Source organism: Streptomyces sp. NPDC047869, from assembly GCF_040704065.1.
In the GTDB taxonomy this organism is placed as follows: domain Bacteria; phylum Actinomycetota; class Actinomycetes; order Streptomycetales; family Streptomycetaceae; genus Streptomyces.
Genome location: NZ_JBEYRK010000002.1, coordinates 60,929 through 87,727, shown reverse-complemented (window position 1 = coordinate 87,727; position 26,799 = coordinate 60,929). Strand labels below are relative to the sequence as shown.

Annotated in this window: 26 protein-coding genes and 1 riboswitch; of the genes, 21 read left to right on the top strand and 5 right to left on the bottom strand. The window is 72.6% G+C overall.

Going from position 1 to position 26,799, the window contains the following annotated elements; translation table 11 throughout:
• Positions 1 to 308: 308 nt before the first annotated feature.
• From AB0924_RS02900 to AB0924_RS02865, 8 genes are all read left to right on the top strand, one after another.
• Positions 309 to 770: a ribonuclease domain-containing protein gene (locus AB0924_RS02900; protein WP_358938286.1), complete on the top strand. Its 462-nt coding sequence runs from the start codon at positions 309 to 311 to the stop codon at positions 768 to 770.
• Entirely contained in the window at positions 767 to 1,135 is a 369-nt protein-coding gene (locus AB0924_RS02895; protein WP_366910511.1) for a barstar family protein, read from the top strand. Before AB0924_RS02900 ends, AB0924_RS02895 begins: the two co-directional genes overlap by 4 nt.
• Positions 1,136 to 1,229: 94 nt before the next feature.
• The gene (locus AB0924_RS02890) at positions 1,230 to 2,672 is read left to right on the top strand and encodes a GuaB1 family IMP dehydrogenase-related protein (RefSeq protein WP_358938290.1); all 1,443 of its coding nucleotides are present in this window, start codon (positions 1,230 to 1,232) and stop codon (positions 2,670 to 2,672) included.
• 556 nt (positions 2,673 to 3,228) lie between these two features.
• The gene (locus tag AB0924_RS02885) at positions 3,229 to 4,716 is read left to right on the top strand and encodes an amino acid permease (RefSeq protein ID WP_366910510.1); all 1,488 of its coding nucleotides are present in this window, start codon (positions 3,229 to 3,231) and stop codon (positions 4,714 to 4,716) included.
• Positions 4,717 to 4,743: 27 nt separating this feature from the next.
• Positions 4,744 to 5,196, top strand: a complete 453-nt coding sequence (locus AB0924_RS02880) for an Lrp/AsnC family transcriptional regulator (protein WP_132894522.1) — start codon at positions 4,744 to 4,746, stop codon at positions 5,194 to 5,196.
• A 140-nt stretch (positions 5,197 to 5,336) separates the two neighbouring features.
• Complete coding sequence (locus AB0924_RS02875) at positions 5,337 to 8,180, top strand: nitrate- and nitrite sensing domain-containing protein (protein WP_366910509.1); 2,844 nt, start codon at positions 5,337 to 5,339, stop codon at positions 8,178 to 8,180.
• Positions 8,170 to 8,607: a roadblock/LC7 domain-containing protein gene (locus AB0924_RS02870; RefSeq protein WP_358937500.1), complete on the top strand. Its 438-nt coding sequence runs from the start codon at positions 8,170 to 8,172 to the stop codon at positions 8,605 to 8,607. The genes AB0924_RS02875 and AB0924_RS02870 overlap by 11 nt, the downstream gene beginning before the upstream one ends.
• Before the next feature lie 7 nt (positions 8,608 to 8,614).
• A complete protein-coding gene (locus AB0924_RS02865) occupies positions 8,615 to 8,998 on the top strand; it encodes a DUF742 domain-containing protein (RefSeq protein ID WP_366910508.1) in 384 nt (127 codons plus the stop codon).
• Here AB0924_RS02865 and AB0924_RS02860 read toward each other — a convergent pair.
• Positions 8,995 to 9,540 (bottom strand): Repetin, encoded by a 546-nt coding sequence (locus AB0924_RS02860; protein ID WP_366910507.1) that lies wholly within the window; start codon positions 9,538 to 9,540, stop codon positions 8,995 to 8,997. The genes AB0924_RS02865 and AB0924_RS02860 overlap by 4 nt on opposite strands.
• A gap of 304 nt (positions 9,541 to 9,844) precedes the next feature.
• Here AB0924_RS02860 and AB0924_RS02855 point away from each other — a divergent pair, with 304 nt between their 5' ends.
• Together AB0924_RS02855 and AB0924_RS02850 are read left to right on the top strand one after the other, a co-directional pair.
• Positions 9,845 to 10,633, top strand: coding sequence for a carbon-nitrogen hydrolase family protein (locus AB0924_RS02855; RefSeq protein WP_366910506.1), 789 nt, complete (start codon positions 9,845 to 9,847; stop codon positions 10,631 to 10,633).
• Positions 10,634 to 10,680: 47 nt separating this feature from the next.
• On the top strand, positions 10,681 to 12,393 hold the full coding sequence (locus AB0924_RS02850) for an NAD(P)/FAD-dependent oxidoreductase (RefSeq protein ID WP_358937492.1): 1,713 nt from the start codon (positions 10,681 to 10,683) through the stop codon (positions 12,391 to 12,393).
• A 42-nt stretch (positions 12,394 to 12,435) separates the two neighbouring features.
• Here the strand turns inward: AB0924_RS02850 and AB0924_RS02845 are convergent, their stop codons facing one another.
• The 3 genes from AB0924_RS02845 to AB0924_RS02835 form a co-directional block, all read right to left on the bottom strand.
• A complete protein-coding gene (locus tag AB0924_RS02845; protein ID WP_358937490.1) occupies positions 12,436 to 13,365 on the bottom strand; it encodes an LLM class F420-dependent oxidoreductase in 930 nt (309 codons plus the stop codon).
• A 47-nt stretch (positions 13,366 to 13,412) separates the two neighbouring features.
• Positions 13,413 to 14,150, bottom strand: coding sequence for a DUF5995 family protein (locus AB0924_RS02840; protein WP_366910505.1), 738 nt, complete (start codon positions 14,148 to 14,150; stop codon positions 13,413 to 13,415).
• A 91-nt stretch (positions 14,151 to 14,241) separates the two neighbouring features.
• Entirely contained in the window at positions 14,242 to 15,633 is a 1,392-nt protein-coding gene (locus AB0924_RS02835) for a solute carrier family 23 protein (RefSeq protein ID WP_366910504.1), read from the bottom strand.
• A gap of 207 nt (positions 15,634 to 15,840) precedes the next feature.
• Between AB0924_RS02835 and AB0924_RS02830 the strand changes: the two genes are divergently transcribed.
• Positions 15,841 to 16,299 carry a thioesterase family protein gene (locus AB0924_RS02830; protein WP_358937483.1) on the top strand — a complete coding sequence of 153 codons (459 nt, stop codon included), beginning with the start codon at positions 15,841 to 15,843 and terminating at the stop codon, positions 16,297 to 16,299.
• On the opposite strand, the gene AB0924_RS02825 is transcribed toward AB0924_RS02830, so the two are convergent.
• Complete coding sequence (locus AB0924_RS02825; protein WP_358937481.1) at positions 16,259 to 17,473, bottom strand: MFS transporter; 1,215 nt, start codon at positions 17,471 to 17,473, stop codon at positions 16,259 to 16,261. The two genes, AB0924_RS02830 and AB0924_RS02825, sit on opposite strands and share 41 nt — an antisense overlap.
• Before the next feature lie 120 nt (positions 17,474 to 17,593).
• On the opposite strand from AB0924_RS02825, the gene AB0924_RS02820 reads away from it, so the two are divergent.
• The 10 genes from AB0924_RS02820 (at position 17,594) to AB0924_RS02775 (ending at position 26,728) form a co-directional block, all read left to right on the top strand.
• Entirely contained in the window at positions 17,594 to 18,826 is a 1,233-nt protein-coding gene (locus AB0924_RS02820) for an ROK family transcriptional regulator (RefSeq protein WP_358937479.1), read from the top strand.
• Positions 18,827 to 19,079: 253 nt separating this feature from the next.
• Positions 19,080 to 19,210: riboswitch (FMN riboswitch) on the top strand.
• 157 nt (positions 19,211 to 19,367) lie between these two features.
• Positions 19,368 to 19,973, top strand: a complete 606-nt coding sequence (locus AB0924_RS02815; protein ID WP_358937477.1) for a riboflavin synthase — start codon at positions 19,368 to 19,370, stop codon at positions 19,971 to 19,973.
• Complete coding sequence (locus tag AB0924_RS02810; protein WP_358937475.1) at positions 19,970 to 20,611, top strand: nicotinamide mononucleotide transporter family protein; 642 nt, start codon at positions 19,970 to 19,972, stop codon at positions 20,609 to 20,611. The genes AB0924_RS02815 and AB0924_RS02810 overlap by 4 nt, the downstream gene beginning before the upstream one ends.
• A complete protein-coding gene (locus AB0924_RS02805) occupies positions 20,608 to 21,921 on the top strand; it encodes a bifunctional 3,4-dihydroxy-2-butanone-4-phosphate synthase/GTP cyclohydrolase II (protein WP_358937473.1) in 1,314 nt (437 codons plus the stop codon). Before AB0924_RS02810 ends, AB0924_RS02805 begins: the two co-directional genes overlap by 4 nt.
• 22 nt (positions 21,922 to 21,943) lie before the next feature.
• Positions 21,944 to 22,429 (top strand): 6,7-dimethyl-8-ribityllumazine synthase, encoded by a 486-nt coding sequence (gene ribH / locus AB0924_RS02800; protein WP_358937471.1) that lies wholly within the window; start codon positions 21,944 to 21,946, stop codon positions 22,427 to 22,429.
• Between the two features lie 34 nt (positions 22,430 to 22,463).
• The gene (locus AB0924_RS02795; protein ID WP_019983911.1) at positions 22,464 to 22,736 is read left to right on the top strand and encodes a phosphoribosyl-ATP diphosphatase; all 273 of its coding nucleotides are present in this window, start codon (positions 22,464 to 22,466) and stop codon (positions 22,734 to 22,736) included.
• A 54-nt stretch (positions 22,737 to 22,790) separates the two neighbouring features.
• Positions 22,791 to 23,639: an ATP phosphoribosyltransferase gene (gene hisG / locus AB0924_RS02790; protein ID WP_358937468.1), complete on the top strand. Its 849-nt coding sequence runs from the start codon at positions 22,791 to 22,793 to the stop codon at positions 23,637 to 23,639.
• 15 nt (positions 23,640 to 23,654) lie between these two features.
• Positions 23,655 to 24,107, top strand: a complete 453-nt coding sequence (locus tag AB0924_RS02785; RefSeq protein ID WP_358937466.1) for a PH domain-containing protein — start codon at positions 23,655 to 23,657, stop codon at positions 24,105 to 24,107.
• Between the two features lie 204 nt (positions 24,108 to 24,311).
• Positions 24,312 to 25,646 carry a hemolysin family protein gene (locus AB0924_RS02780; protein ID WP_366910503.1) on the top strand — a complete coding sequence of 445 codons (1,335 nt, stop codon included), beginning with the start codon at positions 24,312 to 24,314 and terminating at the stop codon, positions 25,644 to 25,646.
• The gene (locus AB0924_RS02775) at positions 25,643 to 26,728 is read left to right on the top strand and encodes a hemolysin family protein (RefSeq protein ID WP_366910502.1); all 1,086 of its coding nucleotides are present in this window, start codon (positions 25,643 to 25,645) and stop codon (positions 26,726 to 26,728) included. Before AB0924_RS02780 ends, AB0924_RS02775 begins: the two co-directional genes overlap by 4 nt.
• The last annotated feature ends 71 nt before the right edge of the window (positions 26,729 to 26,799 follow it).

The window sequence follows — 26,799 nt, the reverse complement described above, 5'->3', positions numbered from 1 at the left end:
CGGACCCTGACGTACTCCGCGACGCCGACGGGCTCGGCAGGGCTCCGACGGGCGCTGGCGGACGTCAACGGGCCTTGACGAACTCGACGGGCGCAGACGGACTTCGACGGGCGCTGAGGGACCTCAAGGGGCGCTGACGGACCCCGGCGGGCCCGAGTGCACCCCGGAGGGCCCGCCCTTACGCGTCCCGTCGGCGCGCCGACCCAACCGGGCACGCTCGACGGAGCCCAGGCGCTGCCGCGCACCGGCCGGCCCGTCGGCGGGTCGTGGTGCGGACGCGACGGGACGGCCGTGACAGCATCTGCGGCATGCTGCTGCCGCGGTTCGTCCCTCACACGTCCCCGAGGCCCGTCCTCCGCGCCGGGGCGGGGTGGGTTCCCGCCGTGCTCGCGGGGGCGCTGCTGGCGCTGGCGGTCCTGCTGACCGGATGCTCGGGCACGGGCGGAGCCGCGCCGGCGGACACGCGCGCGTCCGCCCCGGAATGGGCCCGGGACATGGACACCGTCCAGGAGTCGCGGCTGCCGGCCGAGGCGCGCAGGACCCTCGCCCTCATCGACAAGGGCGGCCCCTACCCCTACGCCAGGGACGGGGTCGTGTTCGGGAACTTCGAGGGACATCTGCCGAAGCAGCCGCGCGGTTACTACCACGAGTACACCGTGCCCACCCCGGGTTCACCGGACCGCGGGGCACGACGGCTGGTCACCGGGCGGGACGGGGAGATCTACTACACCGATGATCACTACAACTCGTTCCGGGCGGTGCTGAGATGACCGAAGACCTGACGGGCCGGCTCGTGGTCGCCCTCGACCTCGACGGGGTCACGGACAAGGCGGGCCTGATGGACCGCACCGCCCGGGCCCTGGCGCTGCCCGGCTGGTTCGGCCGCAACTGGGACGCGCTGGCCGAGTCCCTTTCCGACCTGTCCGTCTGGCCCGAGGGAGCCGGGGGGCGAGGGCTGCTCCTCGTCGTCCGGGACTGGCAGGCGTACGCGAAGGCCCGGCCGGAGGAGTGGGAGACCGCCCAGGAGGTGTTCTCGCACGCCATGCGCGTCACGCCGGCGCTGACCGTCGCCCTCGCGCTTGGAGGATCCTCCCAGACCCCTTCCGACGGGCCTGGAGGTTCCGTGGGGGCGTGACGGGGCGGCCGCCATGGGACAATGAAGTACGTGCTCTTTTCCCCCTGGCGCACCCGTCGGGGGGTCACCTCTGATCGACTGGGATGTGCAGCACGTGCGTTTCCTCAATGACATCCAGCCCGCGTACGACCTGACGTACGACGACGTGTTCATGGTGCCGAGCCGCTCCGCGGTGGGCTCGCGTCAGGGCGTGGACCTCGGCTCGCCGGACGGCACGGGTACCACCATCCCGCTCGTCGTCGCCAACATGACCGCCATCGCCGGCCGCCGCATGGCCGAGACGGTCGCCCGGCGCGGTGGCCTCGTGGTCATACCGCAGGACATCCCGATCGACGTGGTCACCGACGTCGTCTCCTGGGTCAAGAGCCGCCACCTGGTGCTGGACACCCCGATCGTGCTGGCCCCGCACCAGACCGTCGCCGACGCCCTGGCCCTGCTGCCCAAGCGCGCGCACAACGCCGGTGTGGTCGTCGACGAGGAGCAGCGGCCGGTCGGCGTCGTCACCGACGCGGACCTCAGCGGTGTCGACCGCTTCACCCAGCTCGAAGTGGTCATGTCCAAGGACCTGCTGCTGCTGGACGCCGACATCGACCCGCGCGAGGCCTTCAACACCCTCGACACGCACAACCGCCGCTATGCCCCGGCCGTGGACAAGGACGGGCGGCTCGCCGGCATCCTGACCCGCAAGGGCGCCCTGCGGGCCACGCTGTACACCCCGGCCGTGGACGCGAAGGGCCGGCTCCGCGTCGCCGCCGCCGTCGGCATCAACGGCGATGTGGCCGGCAAGGCCAAGCAGCTCCTCGACGCGGGCGTGGACACGCTCGTCATCGACACCGCGCACGGCCACCAGGAGTCGATGATCAGCGCGATCAAGCTGGTGCGCGCCCTCGACCCGCAGGTGCCTCTCGCGGCGGGCAACATCGTCTCCGCCGAGGGCGTCAAGGACCTGATCGACGCCGGTGCGGACATCATCAAGGTCGGTGTGGGCCCCGGCGCGATGTGCACGACCCGGATGATGACCGGCGTGGGCCGGCCGCAGTTCTCCGCGGTCCTGGAATGCGCCGCCGAGGCGAGGAAGTACGGCAAGCACGTGTGGGCCGACGGCGGCGTCCGGCACCCGCGCGACGTGGCCATGGCCCTCGCGGCCGGCGCGTCCAACGTGATGGTCGGTTCCTGGTTCGCCGGCACCTACGAGTCCCCGGGCGACCTCCACCAGGACGCGAACGGACGCCTCTACAAGGAGTCGTTCGGCATGGCCTCCGCGCGCGCGGTGCGCAACCGCACCTCGGAGGAGTCCGCCTACGACCGCGCTCGCAAGGCACTGTTCGAGGAGGGCATCTCCACCTCCCGCATGTTCCTCGACCCGGCCCGCCCGGGCGTCGAGGACCTGGTCGACTCGATCATCGCGGGCGTCCGCTCCTCCTGCACCTACGCCGGCGCCGGCTCCCTGGAGGAGTTCGCCGAGAAGGCCGTCGTCGGCATCCAGAGCGCCGCCGGCTACGCCGAGGGCAAGCCGCTGCACGCCAGCTGGAACTGACACGCCTGCCGGAACCGGCCCCGGCACGCCTTCCGTACGGCTCTCGCCGATCCCGCTCCCGGGACGGACGGGGGCCGTCGGCGTGTCCGCGGGCGGGTCCGCGGCGAACGCACCGGCCGGGTGCGAACCTTCCGCGCCCGGCCGGACCGGGGCCGCGCCCGGCGCCGGCGAGCAGGCCTTCCCCGGAGGCGCACGCGCGCCGGATCGCCGCCGGGGCGGAGGCGTGCGGGAACGGCGGGCAGGCGGGCTTCGGCGCGACCGGCGAGGCGGCGGGGCGGGCCGTGGCGGGGGAGCCGGAGGAAGCGTGAGAAAAGGGACCGGCGGGGCAGCCGCGCAACGGTTCGCGGTCCGGGCGCAACAAAAGGGCACCCCGTCCCGATCAACGCAATGATCATGCGGGTATGCGCAACCTTGCTGCATTACGCCCGCGAAGCCGCGCCTCATAGGGTGCTGCGCTGTAGGTGGCGTGGCGGGGACTCCGCTCGGCGGGTTCCTGCCCCGAGGGGCTTCCGCCGGTCCTCGTCCATCCAGACCGGCAGCGATAAGGAGCCAGCGCGTGCTCGAGCAAGGCGCACCCCCGCAAGACCAGAGAACGGCCGCCCCCGCGTCCCCGGGCGTCGCCGCGCGCCTCATGCGTCGCAAGCCAGTGGAATGCCTGGTCGCGGAAGGCGGCCAGGGCGAGGGAGGGACGCTGCGGCGGTCCCTCGGGCTGTGGCAGCTGACCATGATCAGCATCGGCGCCACCCTCGGCACCGGCATCTTCGTCGTCCTCGGCCAGGCCGTGCCCAAGGCGGGTCCGGCCGTCACCCTCTCCTTCGTGATCGCCGGGCTCACCGCGCTGTTCTCGGCCCTGTCCTACGCCGAGCTGGCGGGCACCATCCCGGTCTCCGGTTCCTCGTACTCGTACGCATACGCAACCATGGGCGAACTGATCGCCTGGGTCTGCGGCTGGTGCCTGCTCCTGGAGTACGGCGTCTCGGTCGCCGCCGTCGCCGTCGGCTGGGGCGAGTACCTCAACGAACTGCTCGACGGCACCATCGGCGTCACCATCCCGGACGCCCTGTCCGCCCCGCCCGGCGACGGCGGCGTCTTCAACCTGCCCGCCCTGATCGTCGTGCTCCTCGCGATGGCCTTCCTGCTCGGCGGTGCCAAGGAGTCCGCGCGCGCCAACACGATCATGGTGTGCGTGAAGATCGCCGCGCTGATCCTGTTCTGCGCCATCGGCTTCATGGGCTTCAAGTCCGGCAACTACGCCCACTTCATGCCGCTCGGCATGGCGGGCGTCAGCGCGGCCGGCGCCACGCTGTTCTTCTCGTACATCGGCTTCGACGCCGCCTCCACCGCCGGTGAGGAGGCGAAGAACGCCCAGCGGGACCTGCCGCGCGCGATCATGCTGTCCCTCGTCATCGTGACCACCCTGTACGTGCTGGTCGCGGCCGTCGCCGTCGGCGCGCGGCCCTGGCGGAGGTTCAACGACTCCGAGGCCGCGCTCGCCCAGATCATGAGGGACGTCACCGGGCAGGGTTTCTGGGCCACCCTGCTGGCCTTCTGCGCCGTCATCGCCATCGCGAGCGTCGTCCTGACCGTGCTCTACGGCCAGACCCGCATCCTCTTCGCCATGTCCCGCGACGGACTGGTGCCGAAGGTCTTCGCCAGGGTGCACCCGAAGACCGGCGCGCCCCGCGCCAACACCGTGATCGTGTCGCTGTTCTGCGGCGTCCTCGCCGCCGCCGTCCCGCTGGGCCAGCTGGCCGACGCCACCAGCATCGGCACGCTGTTCGCCTTCGCTCTGGTCAACGTGGCCGTGGTGGTGCTGCGCCGGACCCGCCCGGACATGCCGCGCACCTTCCGCGTCCCGCTGTCGCCGGTGCTGCCCGCGCTGGGCTTCGCCTTCTGCGTCTGGATGATGGGGAGCCTGTCCGCCGTCACCTGGGTGGTCTTCGGTGTCTGGATGGCGGTCGGGCTCGTGTTCTACTTCGGGTACGGCTACCGCCGTTCCCGTCTCGCGACCGCTGAGGACGTCGCGGTGGCGACGGAGAAGTGACCGATCCGGAGAAATGAACCACCCCCCGTGCTGAACGATCTCGACGAACGCATCGTGCACGCCCTCGCCGAGGACGCGCGCCGCTCCTACGCGGACATCGGGCAGCTCGTCGGCCTGTCCGCACCCGCCGTCAAACGGCGCGTGGACCGGCTGCGGGCCACCGGAGCCATCACCGGGTTCACCGTCCGGGTGGACCCGGCGGCGCTCGGCTGGGAGACCGAGGGGTTCGTCGAGATCTACTGCCGGCGCAACACCTCGCCGGAGACCATCCAGCGGGGCCTGGAGCGCTACCAGGAGGTCGTGGCCGCGTCGACCGTCACGGGCGACGCGGACGCGGTCGTCCAGGTCTTCGCCTCCGACATGCGCCACTTCGAACGGGTCCTGGAGCGCATCGCCGGCGAGCCGTTCGTGGAGCGGACCAAGTCGGTGCTGGTGCTGTCACCGCTGCTGCGCCGCTTCTCCTCGGGGGCTCCGGGCTAGGTCCCCGCTTCGGATGGGCGGTCATCCCGGGGAGCTCCCGAGGTGACCCGGGGTTACCGCACATCACCATTGCGGTCCGGATGGCCATCCCGTAGGTTGTGCCGGACTTTCTACTGACTGGTAACACCGGCAGGTAACCCATGCGCTGGCCCGTCGGCCGTCCCACCACCGTCCGCACCCGGATCGTGGCGCTCGCCCTGGCCCCGGCCGTTGCGCTGATGGGCCTGTGGAGCTTCACCATGGTGTCCGTCACCGCCGAACTGCGCGCGCTCGTCCGCCTCCAGGGGGTGTACGAGGACTTCGGGACCCCGGTGGACACCGCGGTAGGTCAGATCCAGATCGAACGCCGGATGTCCGCGACCTACCTGGGCGCCGGCCGCGCCGGCCTCGACGCGGCCGTCGCCGGCGACCTGCTCGGACAGCAGCGCCGCACCGACCGGGCCGTCGAGGCCATGCGGCGCGCGGTCCGCGACGGCGACCGCGGCCGGCTCACCGGCCGGCAGCGGCAGGCCGTGGACGCCATGGTCGCGGCCACCGGGAAGCTGGAGGGCCTGCGCGAACGCGTACTGACCCGGCGGGTCACCTGGGACCGGGCGGTCGAGGAGTACGGCGGGCTCGTCGAGCCCGGCTTCGACGTCCAGTCCACGCTCACCGCCCTCCAGGCCGGGCAGCTCGCCCGGGAGTCGCAGGTCGTCATCGAGCTGGTGCGGGTGCGGGAGTTCGTGTCCCGGGAGGACGCCCTGGTCGCCGGGGCGCGGGCGGCGGGCACGCTGACCGACCGGCAGTACGCCACCCTGACCGCAACCATCGAGGACCGGCGGGTCTTCGAGCGGACGTACGTACCGGACCTGCCCGCCGACTCGCGGCGCCTGTTCGAGGAATTCCGGCGCGCCGAGCCGCACCGCGCGCTGGTGCGCGGCGAGGACGCGCTGCTGCGGGCCGGCGCCGCGGGCGCGGGGCGGGCCGTCGCGGCGGACACCTGGCGGTCGGCGACCGACCGGGCCGTCAAGCGCTACATGCTGCTGTGCACCCGCTCCGCCGAGAACTCCGCCACGCGCGGCCGGGCCTTCGCCTACCACGAGCTGACGAAGGCCGCCGTCGTCGGAGCGGCCGGGCTGGCCGCCGTGGCGCTGTCACTGTGGCTCGCGGTGCGTGGAGCGCGGCGCGTCTCACGCCGTCTGGAGACGCTCCGGGACACGGCCGACGTCCTCACCGTTCGGCAACTCCCCGATGTCATGCGGCGGTTGAGCGCGGGTGAGGAGGTGGACGCGCTCGCCGAGGCGCCCCCGCTCGCCGCCGACGAGGTCCGCGACGACGAGATCGGCCAGGTCGGCCGGTCCTTCAACACCGCGCGCCTGGCCGCCGTGGAGGCCGCCGTCCGACAGGCCGGCCTGCGCCGGGGTCTTTTCGCGGTCCTGCTCACCATCGCGCGGCGCAACCAGGCACTGGTGCACCGCCAGCTCAAGCTCGTCGACACGCTGGAGCGGCGGACCGACGACCCGGAGATCCTGGGCCAGCTGTTCCGCATCGATCACCTGACCACCCGGATGCGCCGGCACGCGGAGAGTCTGATCATCCTCTCCGGCGCGGCGCCCGGACGCCGCTGGCGCCGGCCCGTGCCCGTGGCCGACGTGGTCGCGTCGGCGGTGAGCGAGATCGAGGATTACACCCGCGTGGTGGTACCGCCGATGCCCGAGGTGGGCATCGCGGCCGACGCGGTCGCCGACGTCGTGCACCTCCTCGCCGAGCTGCTGGAGAACGCGGCGGTCTTCTCACCGCCGCACACCCAGGTCACGCTGCGGCCCGGGCGGGTCGGCGGCGGGTTCGTGCTGGAGATCGACGACCGCGGGCTCGGCCTCGACGCGGAGCAGCGCGCCGAGGCGCACCGCACCCTCACCGACCCCGACGCCTTCGACCCCACCCGGCACGACCGCCTCGGCCTGTACGTCGTCGGCCGCCTCGCCGCCCGGCACGGCATCGAGGTGAGCCTCGGGGATTCGCCCTACGGGGGTACGACCGTGGTGGTGCTGCTGCCTCCGGCGGTACTGGCGGACGCGGAACCGGCGGGGACGCGGGCAGAGCACCCACGCACCCCCGCCGCGACCCCGGCACCGGAACTGCCCTCCGGCGCGGCGGTCCCGGCACCGGAACCGCAGTCCGGTGCGGCCGCGGCACCGACCCCGCAGTCCGGTGCGGCACCGGCACCGGAACTGCCGTCCCGGACGCGGAGCATCCCCGCGCCGGCGCCCGCACCCCAGGCCGCGCCCACTGCTGCCGCGCCGCATGCCGCCCCCGAGTCGCAGGGGTCGCCCGCCGCCAACCCCGACCCCGCCCCCGACGCGCTCGCGGCGCACGGCACCCCCGCCCCCGAGCCGCGGGGTGCTGCGGCCCCCGTGCTGCCGTCACGGACGCGGAGCACCCCCCGGCCGGCCCCCGTGCCGCAGGGCACGCCCGCGGCCGACCCCGCCCCTGACGCGCTCGTGCCGCACGGCACCCCCGCCCCCGAGCTGCCGTTCCGGAGGCGGACCACCCCGACGTCGGCCCCCGAGCCGCACGGCGCCCCCGCTGCCCCCACCCCGGACGCCCCCGCCTCCGCCCAGCTCTCCGCAGCCCCGGCGCCGCACACTGCTCCCGTGCCGCAGGGCACCCCCGTGCCGCAGGGCACCCCCGCGCCCGCCCCCGACAAGCCCCCCGCCCCTCCCACGCCCCAAGGCGCCCCTACCCCCGCCCTCCCCACCCGGACCCGTCAAGCCTCCCTCGCCCGGGAGTTGCGGGACGAGCCTCGGACGCCGGCCCCCGGCCCGGTGCGTGAGGTCGATGCCGAGGAGATGCGGGCGATCTTCGGTGCCTTCCAGCGCGGTCTGGACCGTGGCCGCAGGGGACTGCCTGCCCACACCCGTGAACCGGACGCGGCGGCCACCCGTGAACCGGACGCAGCGCACACCCACGCCGACGAAGGGACGGACACCGACGATGCACGGTGACGACCAGACCCCCGCGACCCCGGCCACGCCGGCCGGTGCCCCCGGCACCGGTCTCGGCTGGCTGCTGGACGACCTGGTGGCCCGCACCGACCATGTCCGCCAGGCCGTGCTGCTCACCGCCGACGGCCTGGCCCTGAGCTGCTCGGAGGGCATGCCGGGCCGGGACGTGGAGCACCTGGCCGCCGTCTGCTCCGGCTTCCACGGGCTGGCCCGCTCGGTGGGGGAGCGGTTCGAGGCGGGCGAGGTGCGGCAGACGATGGTCATGCTGGAGGACGCCTACCTCTTCGTCACCCCGGCCGGCCACGGCAGCCGGCTCGCCGTGCTGAGCGAGTCGGGCACCGACGTCGGACAGCTCGCCCACGAGATGGCCCTGCTGGTCCGCCGCCTCGGCCGCCACCTGGACGCCGCCACCCGCTCGGCCCCCTGATCCCGCGGTGAGCGACGAGCACTGGTACGAGGACGAGACGGGGTCGATGGTCCGCCCCTACACCGTGACCCGGGGCCGCACCCGCCCCTCGGACCGGCACACCGTCGACCTGATGTCCCGGGTCACCGCGGCGGAGCCGGACGGCGCGGCCCCGCCGGTGCTCGACCACGCCCCGGCGGCCCTGCTCGAGCTGGTCCGGCGGGGCCCGCGCCCTGTGGCCGAGCTGGCGGCGGACGCCGACCTGCCGCTGACCGTCGTCCGCGTCCTGCTCGGCGACCTGGCCGAGGCCGGCCTGGTCCGGATCGACGAGCCGGGCCGCCACCCCGTCACCGGCCCCGCCGCCGATCCGGAACTGCTCAGGGAGATCGTGGAGCGGCTGCGCCGGCTCTAGAGCGCGGGCCGCCACAGCACGACGTGGAAGTCGCCCGTGCCCTGCCGCACCTTCTCGAACGGCGCCGACGAGACACACCTGGGCAGGTGCTTCGGCCCGATGTCCTTCGTCGCCGCCCAGCTGTAACCCAGCCGGTCGTGCCCGCCGAGGTCGTGGACGGTGACGCCGACCCGCGTGCCCTTGGCGCCCGGCAGGTCCGAGTCGGTGATCACGCCGGAGACGACGGCGACCTTTCCGCCGGTGACCAGACAGTCGACCTTCGCCCTGGCCCAGGCGCCCTTGCCGTGCAGGTAGTGACTGAACCGGAAGGTGCCGGTGGCCTTCGCCGGGTTCTTCGTGTCCTTCGCCGCGAGGTGCGCGTCGAAGGAGAAGGTGATGTCGTCCCCGGCCGATCGGTACAGCTTGGCCGTGCCGGTGAGGGCGGCGGCCTCGTGGCGGTGGTGCCGCCCCGGGCCTTGACCGGAGGCCGTCGCCGATCCTGCCGCCCCGGCGGTGATCAGCAGGGCGGCGGTGACGGCGGCGATCCTCGTACGACGCTGCATGACGGTCCTTTCCGCAGACCGGACGTGTGAACTGGACGCCCACCACTCTCGCGGCGGCGCGCCCTCGCGCACATCGCTCCCGAGGCGGCGTCCGGCCTCCCCCGTCCGGCGGGCAGACACCGCCGTGACCTGCGTCCCAGGGCGTACGAGGACTCCCCCGCGGGGCGCGCAACGAATCGCCGTCGGACCCCCTTGCCACGCAACGAACCGCGTACCGGCGCGCAACGGCTCCTTCTTGTCCGGCCGAGCGCGCCGACCGTACCTTCTAATTGGCCCCCCGACCCCCTGCCCGGTGAGGACACGCATGCGCACCGCCCTGCTCCAGAGCTCCGGCCGCCCCGGCTCCATCGTCGAGAACCTCAAGGTTCTCGACGAGGCCGCGGGCCGGGCCGCCGCCGCGGGCGCAGCGCTGCTGGCCGCGCCGGAGATGTTCCTCACCGGGTACGCCATCGGCGACGACATCGCCCGTCTCGCCGAGCCCGCCGACGGCGACTCCGCGGACGCGATCGCCGAGATCGCCGGCCGGCACGCGCTGGCGATCGCCTACGGCTACCCCGAGCGCGACGGCGGGACCGTGTACAACTCCGCCCAGCTGATCTCCGCCGACGGCACCCGGCTCGCGAACTACCGCAAGACCCATCTCTTCGGCTGCTTCGAGCGGGACCACTTCACGCCCGGCGAGCAGCCGGTCGTCCAGGCCGAGCTGAACGGGCTGACCGTGGGCCTGATGATCTGCTACGACGTCGAGTTCCCGGAGAACGTACGGGCGCACGCCCTGGCCGGCACCGATCTCCTCCTCGTGCCGACGGCGCAGATGCACCCCTTCCAGTTCGTCGCCGAGTCCCTGGTGCCGGTGCGGGCCTGGGAGAACCAGATGTACGTGGCGTACGTCAACCGGGCCGGCCACGAGGGAGAGTTCGAGTTCGTGGGCCTGTCTGTCCTGGCCGGCCCCGACGGCGTCGCCCGCACCCGCGCCGGCCGCGAGGAGCAACTGGTCCTCGCCGACGCCGACCCGGGCTTCCTGGCCGCCTCCCGCGAGGCCAACCCGTACCTGAAGGACCGCCACCCCGGTCTGTACCGGTCCCTCGTCTGACCCCAGAGCTTCCCCAGAACCACCCCCGCGCAAGGAGTCCGTACCCCATGACGTCCACCGTGCCCAACGCCGTCGAGCACGCAGACGAGCAGCAGCCGCCGATCACCATGTTCGGGCCGGACTTCCCCTACGCCTACGACGACTTCCTCGCCCACCCGGCGGGCCTGGGCCAGGTCCCGGCGACCGAGCACGGCACCGAGGTCGCCGTCATCGGCGGCGGTCTGTCCGGTGTGGTGGCCGCCTACGAGCTGATGAAGATGGGCCTCAAGCCCGTCGTCTACGAGGCCGACCAGCTCGGCGGCCGGCTGCGCACGATCGGCTTCGAGGGCTGCGACGAGTCGCTGACCGCCGAGATGGGCGCGATGCGCTTCCCGCCGTCCTCCACCGCGCTGCAGCACTACATCGACCTGGTGGACCTCGAGACCAGGCCGTTCCCGAACCCGCTCGCCGAGGCCACCCCGTCCACCGTCGTGGACCTCAAGGGCGAGTCGCACTACGCCGAGACCGTCGACGACCTGCCCCAGGTGTACCGGGACGTCGCCGACGCCTGGAACAAGTGCCTGGAGGAGGGCGCCGACTTCTCCGACATGAACCGCGCGCTGCGCGAGCGGGACGTGCCGCGCATCCGCGAGATCTGGGCCAGGCTGGTCGAGAAGCTCGACAACCAGACCTTCTACGGCTTCCTCTGCGACTCCGAGGCCTTCAAGTCCTTCCGGCACCGCGAGATCTTCGGCCAGGTCGGCTTCGGCACCGGTGGCTGGGACACCGACTTCCCGAACTCCATCCTGGAGATCCTGCGCGTCGTCTACACCGAGGCCGACGACCACCACCGCGGCATCGTCGGCGGCTCCCAGCAGCTTCCGCTCCGGCTGTGGGAGCGCGAGCCGGAGAAGATCGTCCACTGGCCGTACGGCACCTCGCTGAAGTCCCTGCACACGGACGGTGAGCCCCGCCCCGCCGTGACCCGGCTGCACCGCACCTCGGGCAACCGGATCACCGTGACGGACGCGAACGGCGACATCCGCACGTACCAGGCGGCGATCTTCACCGCCCAGTCCTGGATGCTGCTGTCCAAGATCGCCTGCGACGACTCGCTGTTCCCGATCGACCACTGGACCGCCATCGAGCGCACCCACTACATGGAGTCCAGCAAGCTCTTCGTGCCCGTGGACAGGCCGTTCTGGCTCGACAAGGCCGTCGACGACGAGGGCAACCCGACCGGCCGGGACGTCATGTCGATGACGCTCACCGACCGGATGACCCGCGGCACCTACCTGCTGGACGACGGCCCCGACAAGCCGGCCGTGATCTGCCTGTCGTACACCTGGTGCGACGACAGCCTGAAGTGGCTGCCGCTGTCCGCGAACGAGCGGATGGAGGTCATGCTGAAGTCGCTCGGCGAGATCTACCCGAAGGTCGACATCAGGAAGCACATCATCGGCAACCCGGTGACCGTCTCCTGGGAGAACGAGCCCTACTTCATGGGCGCGTTCAAGGCCAACCTGCCCGGCCACTACCGCTACCAGCGGCGCCTGTTCACGCACTTCATGCAGGACCGGCTGCCCGAGGACAAGCGGGGCATCTTCCTCGCCGGTGACGACATCTCCTGGACGGCCGGCTGGGCCGAGGGCGCGATCCAGACCGCGCTGAACGCGGTCTGGGGCGTCATGCACCACTTCGGCGGCGAGACCGACCCGACCAACCCGGGCCCGGGCGATGTCTACGACGAGATCGCCCCGGTGGAGCTGCCCGAGGACTGACCGGGTCCGAGAGGGAAGAGACCGAGGCGCGGGCGGCCGGACTCAGACTCCGGCCGCCCGCGCCTTCTCGAACACCTCGGCGGCGACGTCCTTGAGTTCCTGGGCGTCGCGCGGAGTGCTCTGCAGGTCCACGAGGATCTCGTCCAGGCCGATCTCGGCGTGCCGGGCCAAATCCTCGGCGATCTGGCCGGCGTCACCCTGGAACGGCCGCCGGCCGTCGCCCTCGTGGGGCTTGACCGAGTACACCGCGTTGACCCGCAGCACGGTCCGGATCGGCTCCTTGCGGCCGCGCTCGGCGGCCAGGTCCTGCAACTCGGCCCACTGGGCGGCGATCTGCTCGACGCCCATGCCCACCGGGAGCCAGCCGTCGGCGTGGTCCACCAGACGCCGCTGCGCGCGCCTGCCGCTCGCCGCGAGCAGGATCGGGATCGGCCGGGCCGGCTTGGGGCCGACCACCGCCGAGGAGATCCGGGAGACGCGGCCCTCGTGCACCACCGGGTCCGGGCCCCACACCGCCCGGCACACGTCGATCACCTCGTCCAGCACCTGCCCGCGCTCCTCGAAGGGCCGGACGCCCGCCGCCGCGTACTCGTCGTGGGACCAGCCGGTGCCGAATCCGGCGAGCACCCGGCCCCCGCTCGCCGCGTCCAGCGTGGCGAGGGACCTGGCGAGCTGGAAGGGCAGGTGCAGCGGCGCGACCAGCACGCTGGAGCCCAGCTCGACGCGTTCGGTGGCGGCCGCCGCGAGGGTCAGGGTGACCAGCGGCTCGGCGACGCCGCGGTAGGAGTCGGGCCAGGGGAGCCCCGGAATGCCGTACAGGCCCTGGCCGGCGGGTTCCGGGAACAGGGCGCGCTCGTACACCCAGAGGCTGTCGTATCCGATCCGCTCCGCCGTGCGTGCCACGTCGGGCACGTCCCTGCCGAGGTCGTACTGCCGGTTCTGCGGGAGGCCGAGGCCCAGCCGGGTAGCCATGTGGCGTGAACTCCTTCGCGGTCGGTCTCGGGTTCAACCTACAGAGATCACCGAGTAGTTCCAGGCGACCCGGCGGAGGTTGGCCGGAACACCCCGGGTCGGTCGCCGCACGGAGTCAGCAGCATCCGCCCCGCGAAGCCGACCGCCGCGTCCAGCCGTTCGGTGAACTCCCCGGCGAGGTCGCCGCAGCGGCGCAGCGCCCACAGCGCCCGGGCCGCCGCCCAGGTCGCGTCCCGCGCCCGCTCCAGGCTCCAGGAACCCAGCAGATGGGTGATCGGGTCGGCGATCTGGAGCAGGTCGGGACCCGGCATCAGATCCTCGCGGATGCGTTCCTCCAGCGAGGCGAGGAGGTCGCCCACGCGGTCGAACTCGTCCTCCAGATCGGCCGGTTCGCAGCCGAGCGTACGGCAGGCGTCCACCACGGCGAGCGCCAGGTCGTGCCCGATGTGCGCGTTGATGCCCGCGAGCGCGAACTGCAGCGGCCGTACCCCGGGGTGGCGGCGGAACTGGAACAGGGGCCGCCAGCAGGCGGGCGGACGGCGGTCCCGGTCCGCGGTGTCGACCGCCGCGAGGTACCGCTCGGCGAACCGTACGTCCAGCGTGGCCGCCGCCCGCCGGTCCGCGAACACCCCGGCGTCCAGGCGTCGGCCGACCTCCTCGGTGACGGAGAGGTAGACGCGGTTGAACACGGCGACCCCGTCCCGCTCGGGCAGCTCCGCGTCGAGGGCGCGCATCCGGGCCAGGACGGCGTCGACGGGAGCGGTGAGGTGTTCCGGCTGCGCCATGGGGGAAGGGTCGCAGCCCCGGGCCGGCCCGCGTGCCGACCGGCCCGGTGCTTCCCCGGAACGGGGGAACGCGGAGCGGGCGGAGACCCGCCTACGGCTCGGCGCGCTGACCGTTCTCGTTGTAGCTGGAGGTGCCCTCGTCCAGCAGCGGCTCCTGCGTCTTGAGATGGGCGGGCGCGAAGGCGCGCAGCGCGTGGTAGCCGGTGATGACGACCAGGGTGCCGAGCGCGATGCCGCTGAGCGAGAAGGTGTCGGTGAACTTCATGGTGACGTTGCCGACGCCGATGATGATGCCCGCGGCGGCCGGCACCAGATTCAGCGGGTTGCGCAGGTCGACCTTGGCGTTGATCCAGATCTGCGCGCCGAGCAGGCCGATCATGCCGTAGAGGATGACGGTGATGCCGCCGAGCACCCCGCCCGGGATCGCGGCGACGACCGCGCCGAACTTGGGGCAGACGCCGAAGAGCAGGGCGAAGCAGGCCGCGGCCCAGTAGGCGGCGGTGGAGTAGACGCGGGTCGCGGCCATCACGCCGATGTTCTCGGAGTACGTGGTGGTGGGCGGGCCGCCCACGGCGGTCGACAGCATCGAGCCGACGCCGTCCGCGGAGATCGCCGTGCCGAGCTTGTCGTCCAGCGGATCGCCGGTCATCTCCCCGACCGCCTTGACGTGCCCCGCGTTCTCCGCGATCAGCGCGATGACGACCGGCAGGGCGACCAGGATCGCCGACCACTGGAACGAGGGCCCGTGGAAGGACGGCAGGCCGATCCAGTCGGCCTTGGAGACGCCGGAGAGGTCCAGCCGCCAATGGTCGGTCAGCCTGCCGCTCGCGTCCGCCGAGTGGATCTTCCCGAAGATCCGGTCGAAGGCCCAGGAGATCCCGTATCCGAAGACCAGTCCCAGGAAGATCGCGATCCGGGACCAGAAACCGCGCAGGCAGACGACCGCCAGCCCGGTGAACAGCATCACCAGCAGGGCCGTCCACTGGTCCTGCGGCCAGTACGTCGACGCGGTCACCGGAGCCAGGTTGAAGCCGATCAGCATCACGACAGCGCCGGTGACGATCGGCGGCATGGCGGCGTGGATGATCCGCGCGCCGAAGCGCTGCACCGCGAGGCCCACCAGGAACAGCACGGCGGCGACCACCAGGACCGCGCCGGTCACGGTGGCGCTCGTGCCGCCCTGCGCCCGGATGACGGCGGCCACGCCGACGAAGGACAGGGAGCAGCCCAGGTAGCTCGGGACCCGGCCCCGGGTGGCGAGCAGGAAGATCACGGTCGCCACGCCCGACATCATGATCGCCAGGTTCGGGTTCAGGCCCATGAGCACGGGGGCCACGAAGGAGGCTCCGAACATCGCCACGACGTGCTGGGCGCCCAGGCCCACCGTGCGCGGCCAGGAGAGCCTTTCGTCGGGGCGTACCACCGCTCCGGGTGCGGGCGTGCGCCCGTCACCGTGCAGCTTCCAACGCACGCCGAGGTCCATGGTGGGGTTTCGCTTTCTCTGTACGTGAAGACTGTTCCAGACCATTGTCGGGGGTACCTGGCGGCTTCCCGTGCACCCGGCCCCGCTCATGGACCGCGTTCAGGGGGCTGACCTGCGGTGACGGGACGGCCTTTCTGAGCGGTCGCTTAGTATGGAGTGGTCCACGCCGTTCACGCCGTCCCCGTCCCACCGCCCAGGAGCACATCCGTGACCGCCGAAGCCCCGATCGCCCCCGCCGTCGCCCACGGCCGGCTGATCCCCGTCACCGTCCACTTCGACGACCTGGACGCCCTCGGACTGCTGCACAACGCCCGTTACCCGCTGATGGTCGAGCGCGCCTGGACCGAGCTGTGGAACGAGCACGGCGTCCGCTTCGACGGCGACTGGCACGCCGCCGGCGACGCCTGCAACGCCGTCCGCGAACTGAGCATCGGCTACGAGGCACCGGTGACCCGCCCGGGCACCTACGCCGTCCACCTCTGGCTGGAGCGGCTCGGCACCACGGGCCTCACCTATGGTTTCCGCTTCTGCTCGGCCGACGGCGCGCAGACCTACGCGCGCGGCACCCGGGTCCTGGTCCGGCTGGACGCGACGACGCTGCGCCCCGCGCCGTGGAGCGAAGCCTTCAGGGCCGTGGGCCGGGAACTTCTGCGACCCGCGGACTGACCTCGGTGCGGCCGCCGCGCTCGGCGGTGCGCAGCACACCGGCGAACACCGCGAGACCGCAGGCCAGCACCGTCACCACGCAGAACGAGACCATCAGGCTGGTCGCCTGCGCCACCCCGCCGATCAGGCTCGGCGCGACCAGCCCCGAGGTGTACGTGATGGTCGCCACGCCCGCGATGGCCTGACTGGGGTTGGGGCCGGCGTGCCCGGCCGCCGCGAAGCACAGCGGTACGACGACCGCGATGCCGAGCCCCATCAGCGCGAACCCGGCCATCGCCAGTGCCGGATGCCCGGCGAGGACGATCAGCAGGCCGCCGAGCCCGGCCAGCACACCGCCGGCCCGCACGGTGCGGACCGCCCCGAAGCGGTTCACCACAGCGTCCCCGGCGATCCGGGCCACCGCCATGGTCAGCATGAACCCGGTCGTGCAGGCGGCCGCGACCCCGGCCGAGCTGTCCAGCCGGTCCCGCAGGAACACCGCCGACCAGTCCAGGCTCGCCCCCTCCGCGAACACGGCGCAGAACCCGACCGCACCGATCAGCAGCGCCGAGCGGGGCGGCAGCGCGAACCGCGGGGGCGGCTCCTCGTCCTCGGCGGGCTGCACGTCCAGCACCCCCGAGCAGACCACCAGACCGAGCACGGTGAGGACGGCCGAGGCCAGCGCGAAGTGCACGCGCGCGTCGGTGCCCAGGTGCGCGGCGAGCGTGCCGGCCGCCGAGCCGATCAGGGCGCCCGCGCTCCACATGCCGTGCAGACCCGACATGATCGACTTGCCGAGCAGCCGCTCCACCTCGACACCCAGGGCGTTCATCGCGACGTCGGCCATGCCCGCGCTCGCGCCGTAGGCGAACATCGCCAGGCACAGCGTGTACATGTTCGGCGCGAGGGCCGGCAGGATCAGCGACAGCGTCCACAGCGCGAGCAGCCCGCGCAGTGCCGTACGGCTGCCGAAGGAGTGGCTGATCCGGCCCGCCAGCGGCATCGCGCACGAGGCGCCGAACGCCGTGAACGCCAGGGCGAAGCCGAGCTGTCCCGCGCTCAGCGAGGCATGCTCCTGCACCCAGGGCACGCGGGTGGCGAAGGAACCGGTCACGGCGCCGTGCACGGCGAACACGGCCGCCACGGCGTACCGGGCGCGCCTCACCTCGACACCTGCATGCCCCACGTCACCCATGTTCCAGTCCCTCCCCGGGCGTTCCGCGCGGCGCCGTCGCCGCACCGCCGTAAACTATCAGGGACCCTGCCTGATAGATAGTGGACAACCCGGCCGCGCCCGTCTGGGAGGATGCCCGTCATGCCCGCATCACCGAGCACCGCCCGGGCCATCAACGACCGGCTCGCCCTGCGTCTGCTGCAACGGGAAGGCCCGCTGACGGCAGGGCAGTTGAAGCAGCTCACCGGACTGTCCCGGCCCACGGTCGCCGACCTCGTCGAGCGGCTCAGCGCCTCCGGTCTGATCACGGTGGTGGGGGAGTCCGGCGAGCAGCGCCGCGGCCCGAACGCCCGGCTGTACGGCATCGTCGCCGACCGCGCCCACCTGGCCGCGCTCGATGTGCGCACCGAGGGTGTCTTCGTGCTGGTCTCCGATCTCGTGGGGCGCGTGCTGGCCGAGGGTTCGGTGCCCATCGGCGGGAACACCGGGACCGGGCCGGCCGTGGAGCAGGCGGTGACGGTGGTGGAGCGGACGGTCAAGGAGGCCGGTGGCCGACGGCTTCACACCGTCGGGATCGGGGCGCCGGGCCTCGTCGACCCCGCTACCGGCGACCTCCGCGACTCCGGCGGACTGCCTGCCTGGCACCGCCGGCTCGCCGCGGCCCTCCAGGAACGGCTGCCCGGGGCCCGGGTGACCGTGGAGAACGAGACCAATCTGGCCGCCCTGGCCGAGCAGCGTGAGGGCGCCGCCCGCGACCGGGACACCTTCGTCCTGCTCTGGCTGGGCCATGGCGTCGGCGCCGCGGTCGTCCTGGACGGCACCCTGCGGCGCGGTGCCTCCGGCGGCACGGGCGAGATCGGCTTCCTGCCGGTCCCGGGCACGGCGACCCTGCCGTCGGCGACGGACTGCGACGGCGGCTTCCACTCCCTGGCCGGAGCGGCGGCGATCGCCCGGCTGGCCGTGGAACACGGTCTGCCGGGGGCGGAGCGGGTGGACGGGCCGGGCGTGGCGGTCGTGGTGCGCGAGGCCGTGGCGCGGGTGACGGAGCCGCCCGGCGGGAGGGCCGGGACCGGCCCCGCCGAGCGCTTCCTCGACGCCCTCGCCGACCGGATCGCCATCGGGGCCGCCTCCGTGGTCTCCCTCCTCGACCCGGGCTGCGTCGTCCTCGGCGGGGAGATCGGGCAGGCCGGGGGAGCGGTGCTCGCCGAGCGCGTCGCCGAGCGGCTCCGCCGGATGTCGCCGCTGGTCGCCGAGGTCCGGGCCGGCCGCCTCGGTGGCCCCGCCGTCCTGCGCGGCGCCCTGCTGACGGCCCGGGACCGGGCCCAGGACGAGCTGTTCGCCCCCGACCTGCCGGGCGTCGCGACGCGGGCGTGAGGCCGCGGACACGGCCTCGAGGCCTGTCGGGCGGTAGCCGCCCGCCTCGCGGGGGTTGGGCGGCCCGGCGACGGGCAAGGGCCGTCGTCACCGCCGCCGGGCCCGCCCGCACCCTAAAAGGACTAGACCAGTGCGGTCAATGGTCCGGACCAATACCGCCAGGCGGGGCGCGGGGAGCGGTCTGTGAGTCACTCCACATCATTCACCCGCATGGACCCCTACCGGCCGTGGCACACTGGCCCTGTACCAGAAGCAGCGCACTCCGGGGTCGGTGAAAGTCCGAACCGGCGGTTACAGTCCGCGACCCGGTCGCTTCCAGCGGCCGGTTGACCAGGTGAAATTCCTGGACCGACGGTTAAAGTCCGGATGGGAGGCAGTGCGCGGCGGGCGGGCATGCTCTCATGCGCGTCGCCGGATCTGGGCTCGTCCGCACGTGGACGGGTCCCTGTTCGGCGTCGTCCCCGGAGCTGTCTTCCCGTTCATTCTGTCGTCTTCGACAGGCCCCGGAGTCCGTGCCCCATGAGGCAGGAGGACCCGGGAAGTGTTCACCGGAATCGTCGAAGAGCTGGGTGAGGTCACCGCCGTCGAGAATCTCGGCGACGCCTCCCGTTTCCGGCTCCGCGGCCCCATCGTGACCGAGGGCGCGCAGCACGGCGACTCCATCGCCGTGAACGGGGTCTGTCTCACCGTCGTCGACCACGAGGGCGACGAGTTCACCGCCGACGTCATGGCCGAGACGCTGAACCGCTCCAGCCTGGGCGCGCTCGGTGTCGGCTCCCGCGTCAACCTCGAGCGCCCCACCGCGGTGGGCGCGCGCCTCGGCGGGCACATCGTGCAGGGGCACGTGGACGGCACCGGGCAGGTCCTGGAGCGCAAGCCGTCCGACAACTGGGAGATCGTGAAGATCTCGCTGCCCGCGGATCTCGCCCGCTACGTCGTGGAAAAGGGCTCCGTCACCGTCGACGGCATCAGCCTCACCGTCGTCGACGCCGGCCCCGACCACTTCACGGTGAGCCTCATCCCGACCACCCTCGCCCTGACCACGCTCGGCCACAAGCAGCCCGGCGACCCGGTCAACCTCGAGGTCGACGTCATCGCCAAGTACGTGGAGCGGCTGCTCGCGGCCGGACAGGGGGACGGCAAGTGAACTGGATGAACTCCGAGGCCTTCACCCTCTTCGGCCAGCACATCATCTGGTCCGACATGACCGGGAACATCCTCGGCCTCATCACCCTGGCCCTCGGCTGGCGCCGCTCGCTGTGGACCTGGCCCGTACAGTTCCTCTCGGGCCTGGTCCTCTTCGGGGCCTTCTACGGCCACCTGGCCGGCAGCGCCGGCAAGCAGGCAGTCGTCATGGTCGTCGCGCTGTACGGCTGGTGGCAGTGGCAGCGCCGCAAGGACCGCGCCCCGGACGGCCACATCGTCCCCCGGTTCGCGAGCTGGACCGAGCGGGCGGCGATGCTCGCCGCCGCGGCCGCCGGCACCGTCGCCGTCGCCCTGCTGTTCAAGGCCTACCCCTCCCTCTCCTGGGACCCCTGGCCCGACGCCTACATCTTCGTCGGCACCATCGTCGCCATGTACGCCCAGGCCAAGGGGATGGTGGAGTTCTGGATCGCCTGGCTGCTCGTCGACCTCGTCGGCGTGCCCCTCAACTTCGCCAACGGCTACGCCTTCTCCGGCTTCGTCTACGTCATCTACGGCGCGCTCGTCCTGTGGGGCATGCGCGACTGGTGGCTGCGCTCCCGCAAGGACGCGCGGCCCGTTCTGGAAGGAGCGCCGGCATGACCTCGGCACCTTGGCTCCACAGCACCGAACGCATCGAGGACTTCGGGCTCGACCCCGTCGAGCAGGCCATCGCCGACATCGCGGCGGGCCGCCCGGTCGTCGTCGTCGACGACGAGGACCGGGAGAACGAGGGCGACCTCGTCATCGCCGCCGAGAAGGCCACCCCCGAGATCGTCGCCTTCATGATGAGCGAGTGCCGGGGCCTGATCTGCGCCCCCATGGAGGGCACGGAACTGGACCGGCTGCGGCTGCCGCAGATGGTCGAGGACAACACCGAGTCGATGAAGACCGCGTTCACCGTCTCCGTGGACGCCTCCGCCGCGCACGGCGTCAGCACCGGCATCTCGGCCGCCGACCGCGCCACCACGCTCCAGCTGCTGGCGAGCGGCACCGCCGAGCCCACCGACCTGGTCCGCCCCGGCCACGTCTTCCCGCTGCGCGCCAGGCCCGGCGGGGTGCTGACCCGCAACGGCCACACCGAGGCCGCCGTGGACCTCGCCCGGCTCGCGGGCCTGCGCCCGGCCGGCGCCATCGTGGAGATCGCCGGCGAGGACGGCCGGATGCTGCGGCTGCCCGAACTGATCCCGTTCGCCCGCAAGCACGGCCTGACGATCATCTCCATCGAGGACCTGATCGCCTACCGCCGCGGCAGCGAGCCCACCGTCCGCCGCGAGGCCGAGACCCGTCTGCCCACCCGGCACGGCACCTTCACCGCCTACGGCTACCGCTCCACCGTCGACGGCGTCGAGCACGTCGCCCTCGTCCACGGCGAGATCGGCGACGGCGAGGACGTCCTGGTCCGCGTCCACTCCGAATGCCTCACCGGCGACGTCTTCGCCTCCCTGCGCTGCGACTGCGGCCCCCAGCTCGACGCCGCCCTGGAGCGCATCCAGGCCGAGGGCCGGGGCGTCGTCGTCTACCTGCGCGGACACGAGGGGCGCGGCATCGGCCTGCTGTCCAAACTGCGCGCCTACCAACTGCAGGAGCAGGGCCGCGACACCCTGGACGCCAACCTCGAACTCGGCCTGCCCGCCGACGCCCGCGACTACGGCGCCGGCGCGCGGATCCTCGCCGACCTCGGCGTGCGCGGCGTCCGCCTGATGACCAACAACCCCGACAAGACCGACGCGTTGCTGCGCCACGGCCTGAAGGTCACCGGCCGCGAGCCGATGCCCGTCCAGGCGGGCGAGCACAACCTCCGGTACCTGCGCACCAAGCGGGACCGGATGGGGCACGATCTGCCCTGGCTGGACACCCCGGCCGTGGCCGCCGCCGCGGCCGCGCCCGCGTCCACCTGCGGCAACCAGTAAGCGAACAGCACTGAGGAGAGATGTGAGCGGCAAGGGTGCACCGGAGCTGTCCGTACGGGGCGCGAGCGACCTCAGGGTCGCCGTCATCGCGGCCCAGTGGCACGAGAAGGTGATGGACGGTCTGGTGAACGGCGCCCTGCGCGCCCTGCGCGAGCTGGGGATCGACGAGCCGACCCTGATCAGGGTCCCCGGCAGCTTCGAGCTCCCGGTCGCCGCCAAGGTCCTCGCGGGCCGCGGCTACGACGCCGTGGTCGCCCTCGGCGTCGTGATCCGCGGCGGAACCCCCCACTTCGACTATGTGTGCCAGGGGGTCACCCAGGGCCTCACCCAGGTCTCCGTGGAGACCGGCGTCCCCGTCGGCTTCGGCGTGCTCACCTGCGACACCGAGGAACAGGCCCTGGACCGGGCCGGCATCGAGGGCTCCAGCGAGGACAAGGGCCACGAGGCGGTCACCGCCGCCGTCGCCACCGCCGCCACGCTCCGTTCGGTATCCGAACCCTGGCACTGAGGAGTCGCCCGCACCGCGTAGGGTGGGCACCACCATGTCCAAGAAGACTTTCGAGGAGCTCTTCACCGAGCTCCAGCACAAGGCAGCCCAGGGCGATCCCGCCACTTCCCGCACCGCGGAACTGGTCGGCAAGGGGGTCCATGCCATCGGCAAGAAGGTCGTCGAGGAGGCCGCCGAGGTGTGGATGGCCGCCGAGTACGAGGGCAAGGAGGCGGCCGCCGAGGAGATCTCGCAGCTGCTGTACCACGTCCAGGTGATGATGGTCGCCCGCGGCATCTCCCTGGACGACGTCTACGCCCACCTCTGAGCCGCTCCGGCTCACGATTCCCCCGTCTGACCCAACGCAAAGGAAGCCGACCTCATGCTGCGCATCGCCGTCCCCAACAAGGGTTCCCTGTCCGGCCCTGCGGCGGACATGCTGCATGAGGCCGGCTACCAGCAGCGCCGGGAGTCCAAGGAGCTGCGGATCGTCGACCCGGTGAACGAGGTCGAGTTCTTCTACCTCCGCCCCCGTGACATCGCGATCTACGTCTCCTCCGGCCGGCTCGACATCGGCATCACCGGCCGCGACCTGCTGGTCGATTCCGGCGCCGACGCCGAGGAGATCCTGCCGCTCGGGTTCGCCCGCTCCACGTTCCGCTTCGCCGCCAAGCCCGGCACCGCGACGGGCGTCGCGGACCTCAAGGGCCGCACCGTCGCCACCTCGTACGAGGGCATCGTCGCCGGGCACCTCGCCGACAGCGGCGTCGACGCCTCGGTCGTCCACCTGGACGGCGCCGTCGAGACCGCGATCGAGCTGGGCGTCGCCGAGGTCATCGCCGACGTCGTCGAGACCGGCACCAGCCTGCGCAACGCGGGCCTGGAGGTCTTCGGCGAGCCCATCATGAGGTCCGAGGCCGTCGTCATCCGCCGCACCGGCGCCGACGGCGAGGAGCCCAAGGTCCAGCAGTTCCTGCGCCGCCTCCAGGGCGTCCTGGTCGCCCGGACGTACGTGATGATGGACTACGACTGCCGCGTCGAGCAGTTGGAGAAGGCCGTCGCGCTCACCCCCGGCCTGGAGTCGCCGACCGTCTCCCCGCTGCACAACGAGGGCTGGGTCGCCGTGCGCGCCATGGTCCCCGCCAAGGAGGCGCAGCGGATCATGGACGACCTCTACGAGATCGGCGCCCGGGCCATCCTGACCACCGCCATCCACGCCTGCCGCCTGTAAGGGGTACGCGAACAGATGTCCGAGCTTCCCACCCTCCCCGTCACCTTCCGGCCGGGCCACACGCGGGTGATCCTGCTCACCGCCGGCGTGGCGATCTTCCTGGTCATCTCGGGTGTCGCCCTGCTGCTGGACCTCGGTCCGGGCGAGCGGGCCAGCTTCTTCGTCACCGGAGCGCTCATCTTCTGGGCGCTCGCCCAACTCGCCCGGGTCAAGGTGGTCGCCGAGGAGTCCGGCGTCACCGTGGTCAACATCGCGAGCAAACGGCGCCTGGCCTGGGCGGAAATCCTTCAGGTGAACCTCCGTCCGGGCGATCCCTGGGTGTTCCTCAACCTCAGCGACGGCACCAGCCTTCCCGCGCTCGGCATCCAGCCGGGCCTCGCCAAGCAGCGTGCCATCGCCGACGCGCGGGCGCTCCGGGCGCTCGCCGAGGCCCGCTCGACGGCCCCGGCCGGCGAAGATCAGGGATGAATCGGTGACGTTCGCCCTGCCACTCCGGGCCGTGTCTTGATTAATCTGGAGGTGGAGGCGTTTTTCGTCGCGCCTCCACCCCTGTGGTGCCGCGCCCGGTGGACAGGGGTTCCTGCTACCCGAGGAGTGACCCCCTCCGGCGATGGACGGATCGTCCTGTAGTACCTGCGCCGCCCCCTCCCCCCACTTGGAGGCGGCGGCATCATGACCACCCCCCTGCTGCTCCTGGCAGCTGCCTTCCTGCTGATCCTGGCCAACGGCTTCTTCGTCGCGGCCGAGTTCGGCCTGGTGACGGTCGAACGCCCGGACGCCGAGCAGGCCGCCGCCGACGGCGACAAGCGCGCCGGCACGGTCGTGGAGTCGCTGAAGGAACTCTCCTTCCAGCTCTCCGGCACCCAGCTCGGCATCACCATCACCTCCCTGGTCGTCGGCATGCTCGCCGAACCGGCCCTGGCCGCGCTGCTGCGCGGCCCGTTCACCGCGATCGGCATCCCCCGGGGCGCCGTCTCCGGTGCGGCCGTGGTCACCGGCATGCTCCTGGCCTCCGCGATCCAGATGGTGATCGGCGAACTCGTGCCCAAGAACTGGGCGGTGTCGCGGCCCCTTCAGGTCGCGCGCTTCGTCGCGGGCCCCCAGCACCTCTTCGCCCGCCTGTTCCGGCCGGTGATCTCCGTGCTGAACACGGTCGCCAACCGGCTGGTGCGCGCCCTCGGCGTCGAGCCCGCCGACGAACTGGCCTCCGCCCGCACCCCGGGCGAACTGGTCTCCCTGGCGCGGCACTCCGCACAGGCCGGAGCCCTGGAACAGGACACGGCCGACCTGTTCGTACGCACACTGTCCCTGGCCGAGCTGACCGCGCAGCACGTCATGACCCCCCGGGTCAAGGTCAGCGCCCTGCAGGACTCGGCCACCGCCGAGGACGTGGTCAACCTGACCCGGGCCACCGGGCTTTCCCGCTTCCCCGTCTACCGGGAGAAGATCGACGACGTGGTCGGCATGGCTCACCTCAAGGACGCGCTCGCGGTCCCCGTGAACGACCGGCTGCGTACCCCGGTCGGCCGTATCGCGCGCAGGGCACTGCTCGTGCCCGAGACGCTGCCCGTCCAGCCCCTCCTCGCCCGGCTGCGCAGCGAGCAGCCCATCGCGGTCGTCGTGGACGAGTACGGCGGCACGGCCGGCGTGGTCACCCTGGAGGACATCGTCGAGGAACTCGTCGGCGAGGTCCGGGACGAGCACGACGCCAAGGACGTGCCCGAGCTGGCCCCCGCCCCGCCGGAGGATGGCCGGCCCGCCTGGGACGTCGACGGCGGCTGCCGGGTCGACGTCCTGAAGCGCATAGGCCTCGTCGTGCCCGAGGGGCCGTACGAGACCGTCGCCGGTCTCGTCGCCGACCTGCTCGGCCGTATCCCGGCCCCCGGGGACCGGGCCGAACTGCCCGGCTGGCGGCTCTCCGTGCGCCAGGTGGGCCATTACCGCGCCGAACGGGTGCGTCTGGTCCGCACGACCCCGGCCGTGAACGTCATGGAGACCGTGCGATGAGCGTCCTCCAACTGGCCTTCGCCGCGCTGCTCGTGCTCGCCAACGGCTTCTTCGTCGGCGCCGAGTTCGCGCTCGTCTCCGTCCGCCGCAGCCAGATCGAACCACTGGGCACGGCCCGGGCCCGCCAAGTGCTGTACGGCCTGGAGCGGCTGCCGCAGATGATGGCCGCCGCCCAGTTCGGCATCACCGTCTGCTCGCTGACCCTCGGCGCGGTCGCCGAGCCCACCGTCGCGCACCTGCTGGAGCCGGTCTTCGAGTGGATCCACCTGCCCGACGGGGTGATCCACCCGCTCGGCTACGTCATCGCCCTCGCCGCGGTGGTCTTCTTCCACCTCGTCATCGGCGAGATGGTGCCGAAGAACCTCGCGATGGCGGCCCCCGAGAAGGCCGCGCTGTGGCTGAGCCCGGGGCTGGTCGCCTTCGCCCGGGTGTGCCGGCCCATCACGGTGGCCCTCGGCGCCTGCGCCCAGGGCATCCTGCGGCTCTTCCGGGTCGAGCCCAAGGACGAGGTCGAGGCCGTCGTCACCAGCGAGCAGCTCAACCGTCTGCTGGAGGACTCCGGCCAGGCGGGCCTGCTGGACCCCGAGGAACAGGAGCGCCTGGAGGACGCGCTGGAACTGGGCTCCCGCCCGGTGACGGACGTCCTGCTGCGGCGCGAGTCCCTGATCACGGTGCCGCCGTCGGTCACCCCCGGCGAGATCGTCCGGCTGACGGCCCGCACGGGCTACTCCCGCTTCCCGGTCGCGGCGGCGGACAAGGGCCCCTTCATGGGCTACGTCCATGTGAAGGACGTCCTGGACCTGGAGGACTCCGACCGGGCCGTCCCCCAGCACGTCTGGCGTCCCATGACCACGCTCCGCTCGGAACTCCCGCTCGACGACGCCCTGACCGTCATGCGCCGGGCGGCCACCCACCTGGCCCAGGTCGCGGACGCCTCGGGCCGGATCCTGGGCCTGGTGGCCCTGGAGGACGCCCTGGAGCTCCTGGTCGGCGAGGTCCGCGACCCGGCGCACCGCGGACTCCCGGACATGAAGCTCACCGAACCCAGAGCGACCGAGAACCCGGAACAGGCCATGGCCTGACCACAGGTCCCGCAGCACCGCCCATCCGGCCGCACGGCCGGGTGGGCGGTCCGCTCACGGCCGTGCGAACG

Bases quoted from the DNA above. Each gene is read 5' to 3' on its own strand.
- hisG (WP_358937468.1), top strand. From the start codon at position 22,791: ATGCTGCGCATCGCCGTCCCCAACAAGGGTTCCCTGTCCGGCCCTGCG.
- AB0924_RS02780 (WP_366910503.1), top strand. From the start codon at position 24,312: ATGACCACCCCCCTGCTGCTCCTGGCAGCTGCCTTCCTGCTGATCCTG.
- AB0924_RS02860 (WP_366910507.1), bottom strand. From the start codon at position 9,540: ATGCAGCGTCGTACGAGGATCGCCGCCGTCACCGCCGCCCTGCTGATC.
- AB0924_RS02875 (WP_366910509.1), top strand. From the start codon at position 5,337: ATGCGCTGGCCCGTCGGCCGTCCCACCACCGTCCGCACCCGGATCGTG.
- AB0924_RS02785 (WP_358937466.1), top strand. From the start codon at position 23,655: ATGTCCGAGCTTCCCACCCTCCCCGTCACCTTCCGGCCGGGCCACACG.
- AB0924_RS02840 (WP_366910505.1), bottom strand. From the start codon at position 14,150: ATGGCGCAGCCGGAACACCTCACCGCTCCCGTCGACGCCGTCCTGGCC.
- AB0924_RS02855 (WP_366910506.1), top strand. From the start codon at position 9,845: ATGCGCACCGCCCTGCTCCAGAGCTCCGGCCGCCCCGGCTCCATCGTC.
- AB0924_RS02825 (WP_358937481.1), bottom strand. From the start codon at position 17,473: ATGGGTGACGTGGGGCATGCAGGTGTCGAGGTGAGGCGCGCCCGGTAC.
- AB0924_RS02850 (WP_358937492.1), top strand. From the start codon at position 10,681: ATGACGTCCACCGTGCCCAACGCCGTCGAGCACGCAGACGAGCAGCAG.
- AB0924_RS02845 (WP_358937490.1), bottom strand. From the start codon at position 13,365: ATGGCTACCCGGCTGGGCCTCGGCCTCCCGCAGAACCGGCAGTACGAC.
- AB0924_RS02900 (WP_358938286.1), top strand. From the start codon at position 309: ATGCTGCTGCCGCGGTTCGTCCCTCACACGTCCCCGAGGCCCGTCCTC.
- AB0924_RS02775 (WP_366910502.1), top strand. From the start codon at position 25,643: ATGAGCGTCCTCCAACTGGCCTTCGCCGCGCTGCTCGTGCTCGCCAAC.
- AB0924_RS02895 (WP_366910511.1), top strand. From the start codon at position 767: ATGACCGAAGACCTGACGGGCCGGCTCGTGGTCGCCCTCGACCTCGAC.
- AB0924_RS02820 (WP_358937479.1), top strand. From the start codon at position 17,594: ATGCCCGCATCACCGAGCACCGCCCGGGCCATCAACGACCGGCTCGCC.
- AB0924_RS02835 (WP_366910504.1), bottom strand. From the start codon at position 15,633: ATGGACCTCGGCGTGCGTTGGAAGCTGCACGGTGACGGGCGCACGCCC.
- AB0924_RS02795 (WP_019983911.1), top strand. From the start codon at position 22,464: ATGTCCAAGAAGACTTTCGAGGAGCTCTTCACCGAGCTCCAGCACAAG.
- AB0924_RS02805 (WP_358937473.1), top strand. From the start codon at position 20,608: ATGACCTCGGCACCTTGGCTCCACAGCACCGAACGCATCGAGGACTTC.
- AB0924_RS02870 (WP_358937500.1), top strand. From the start codon at position 8,170: ATGCACGGTGACGACCAGACCCCCGCGACCCCGGCCACGCCGGCCGGT.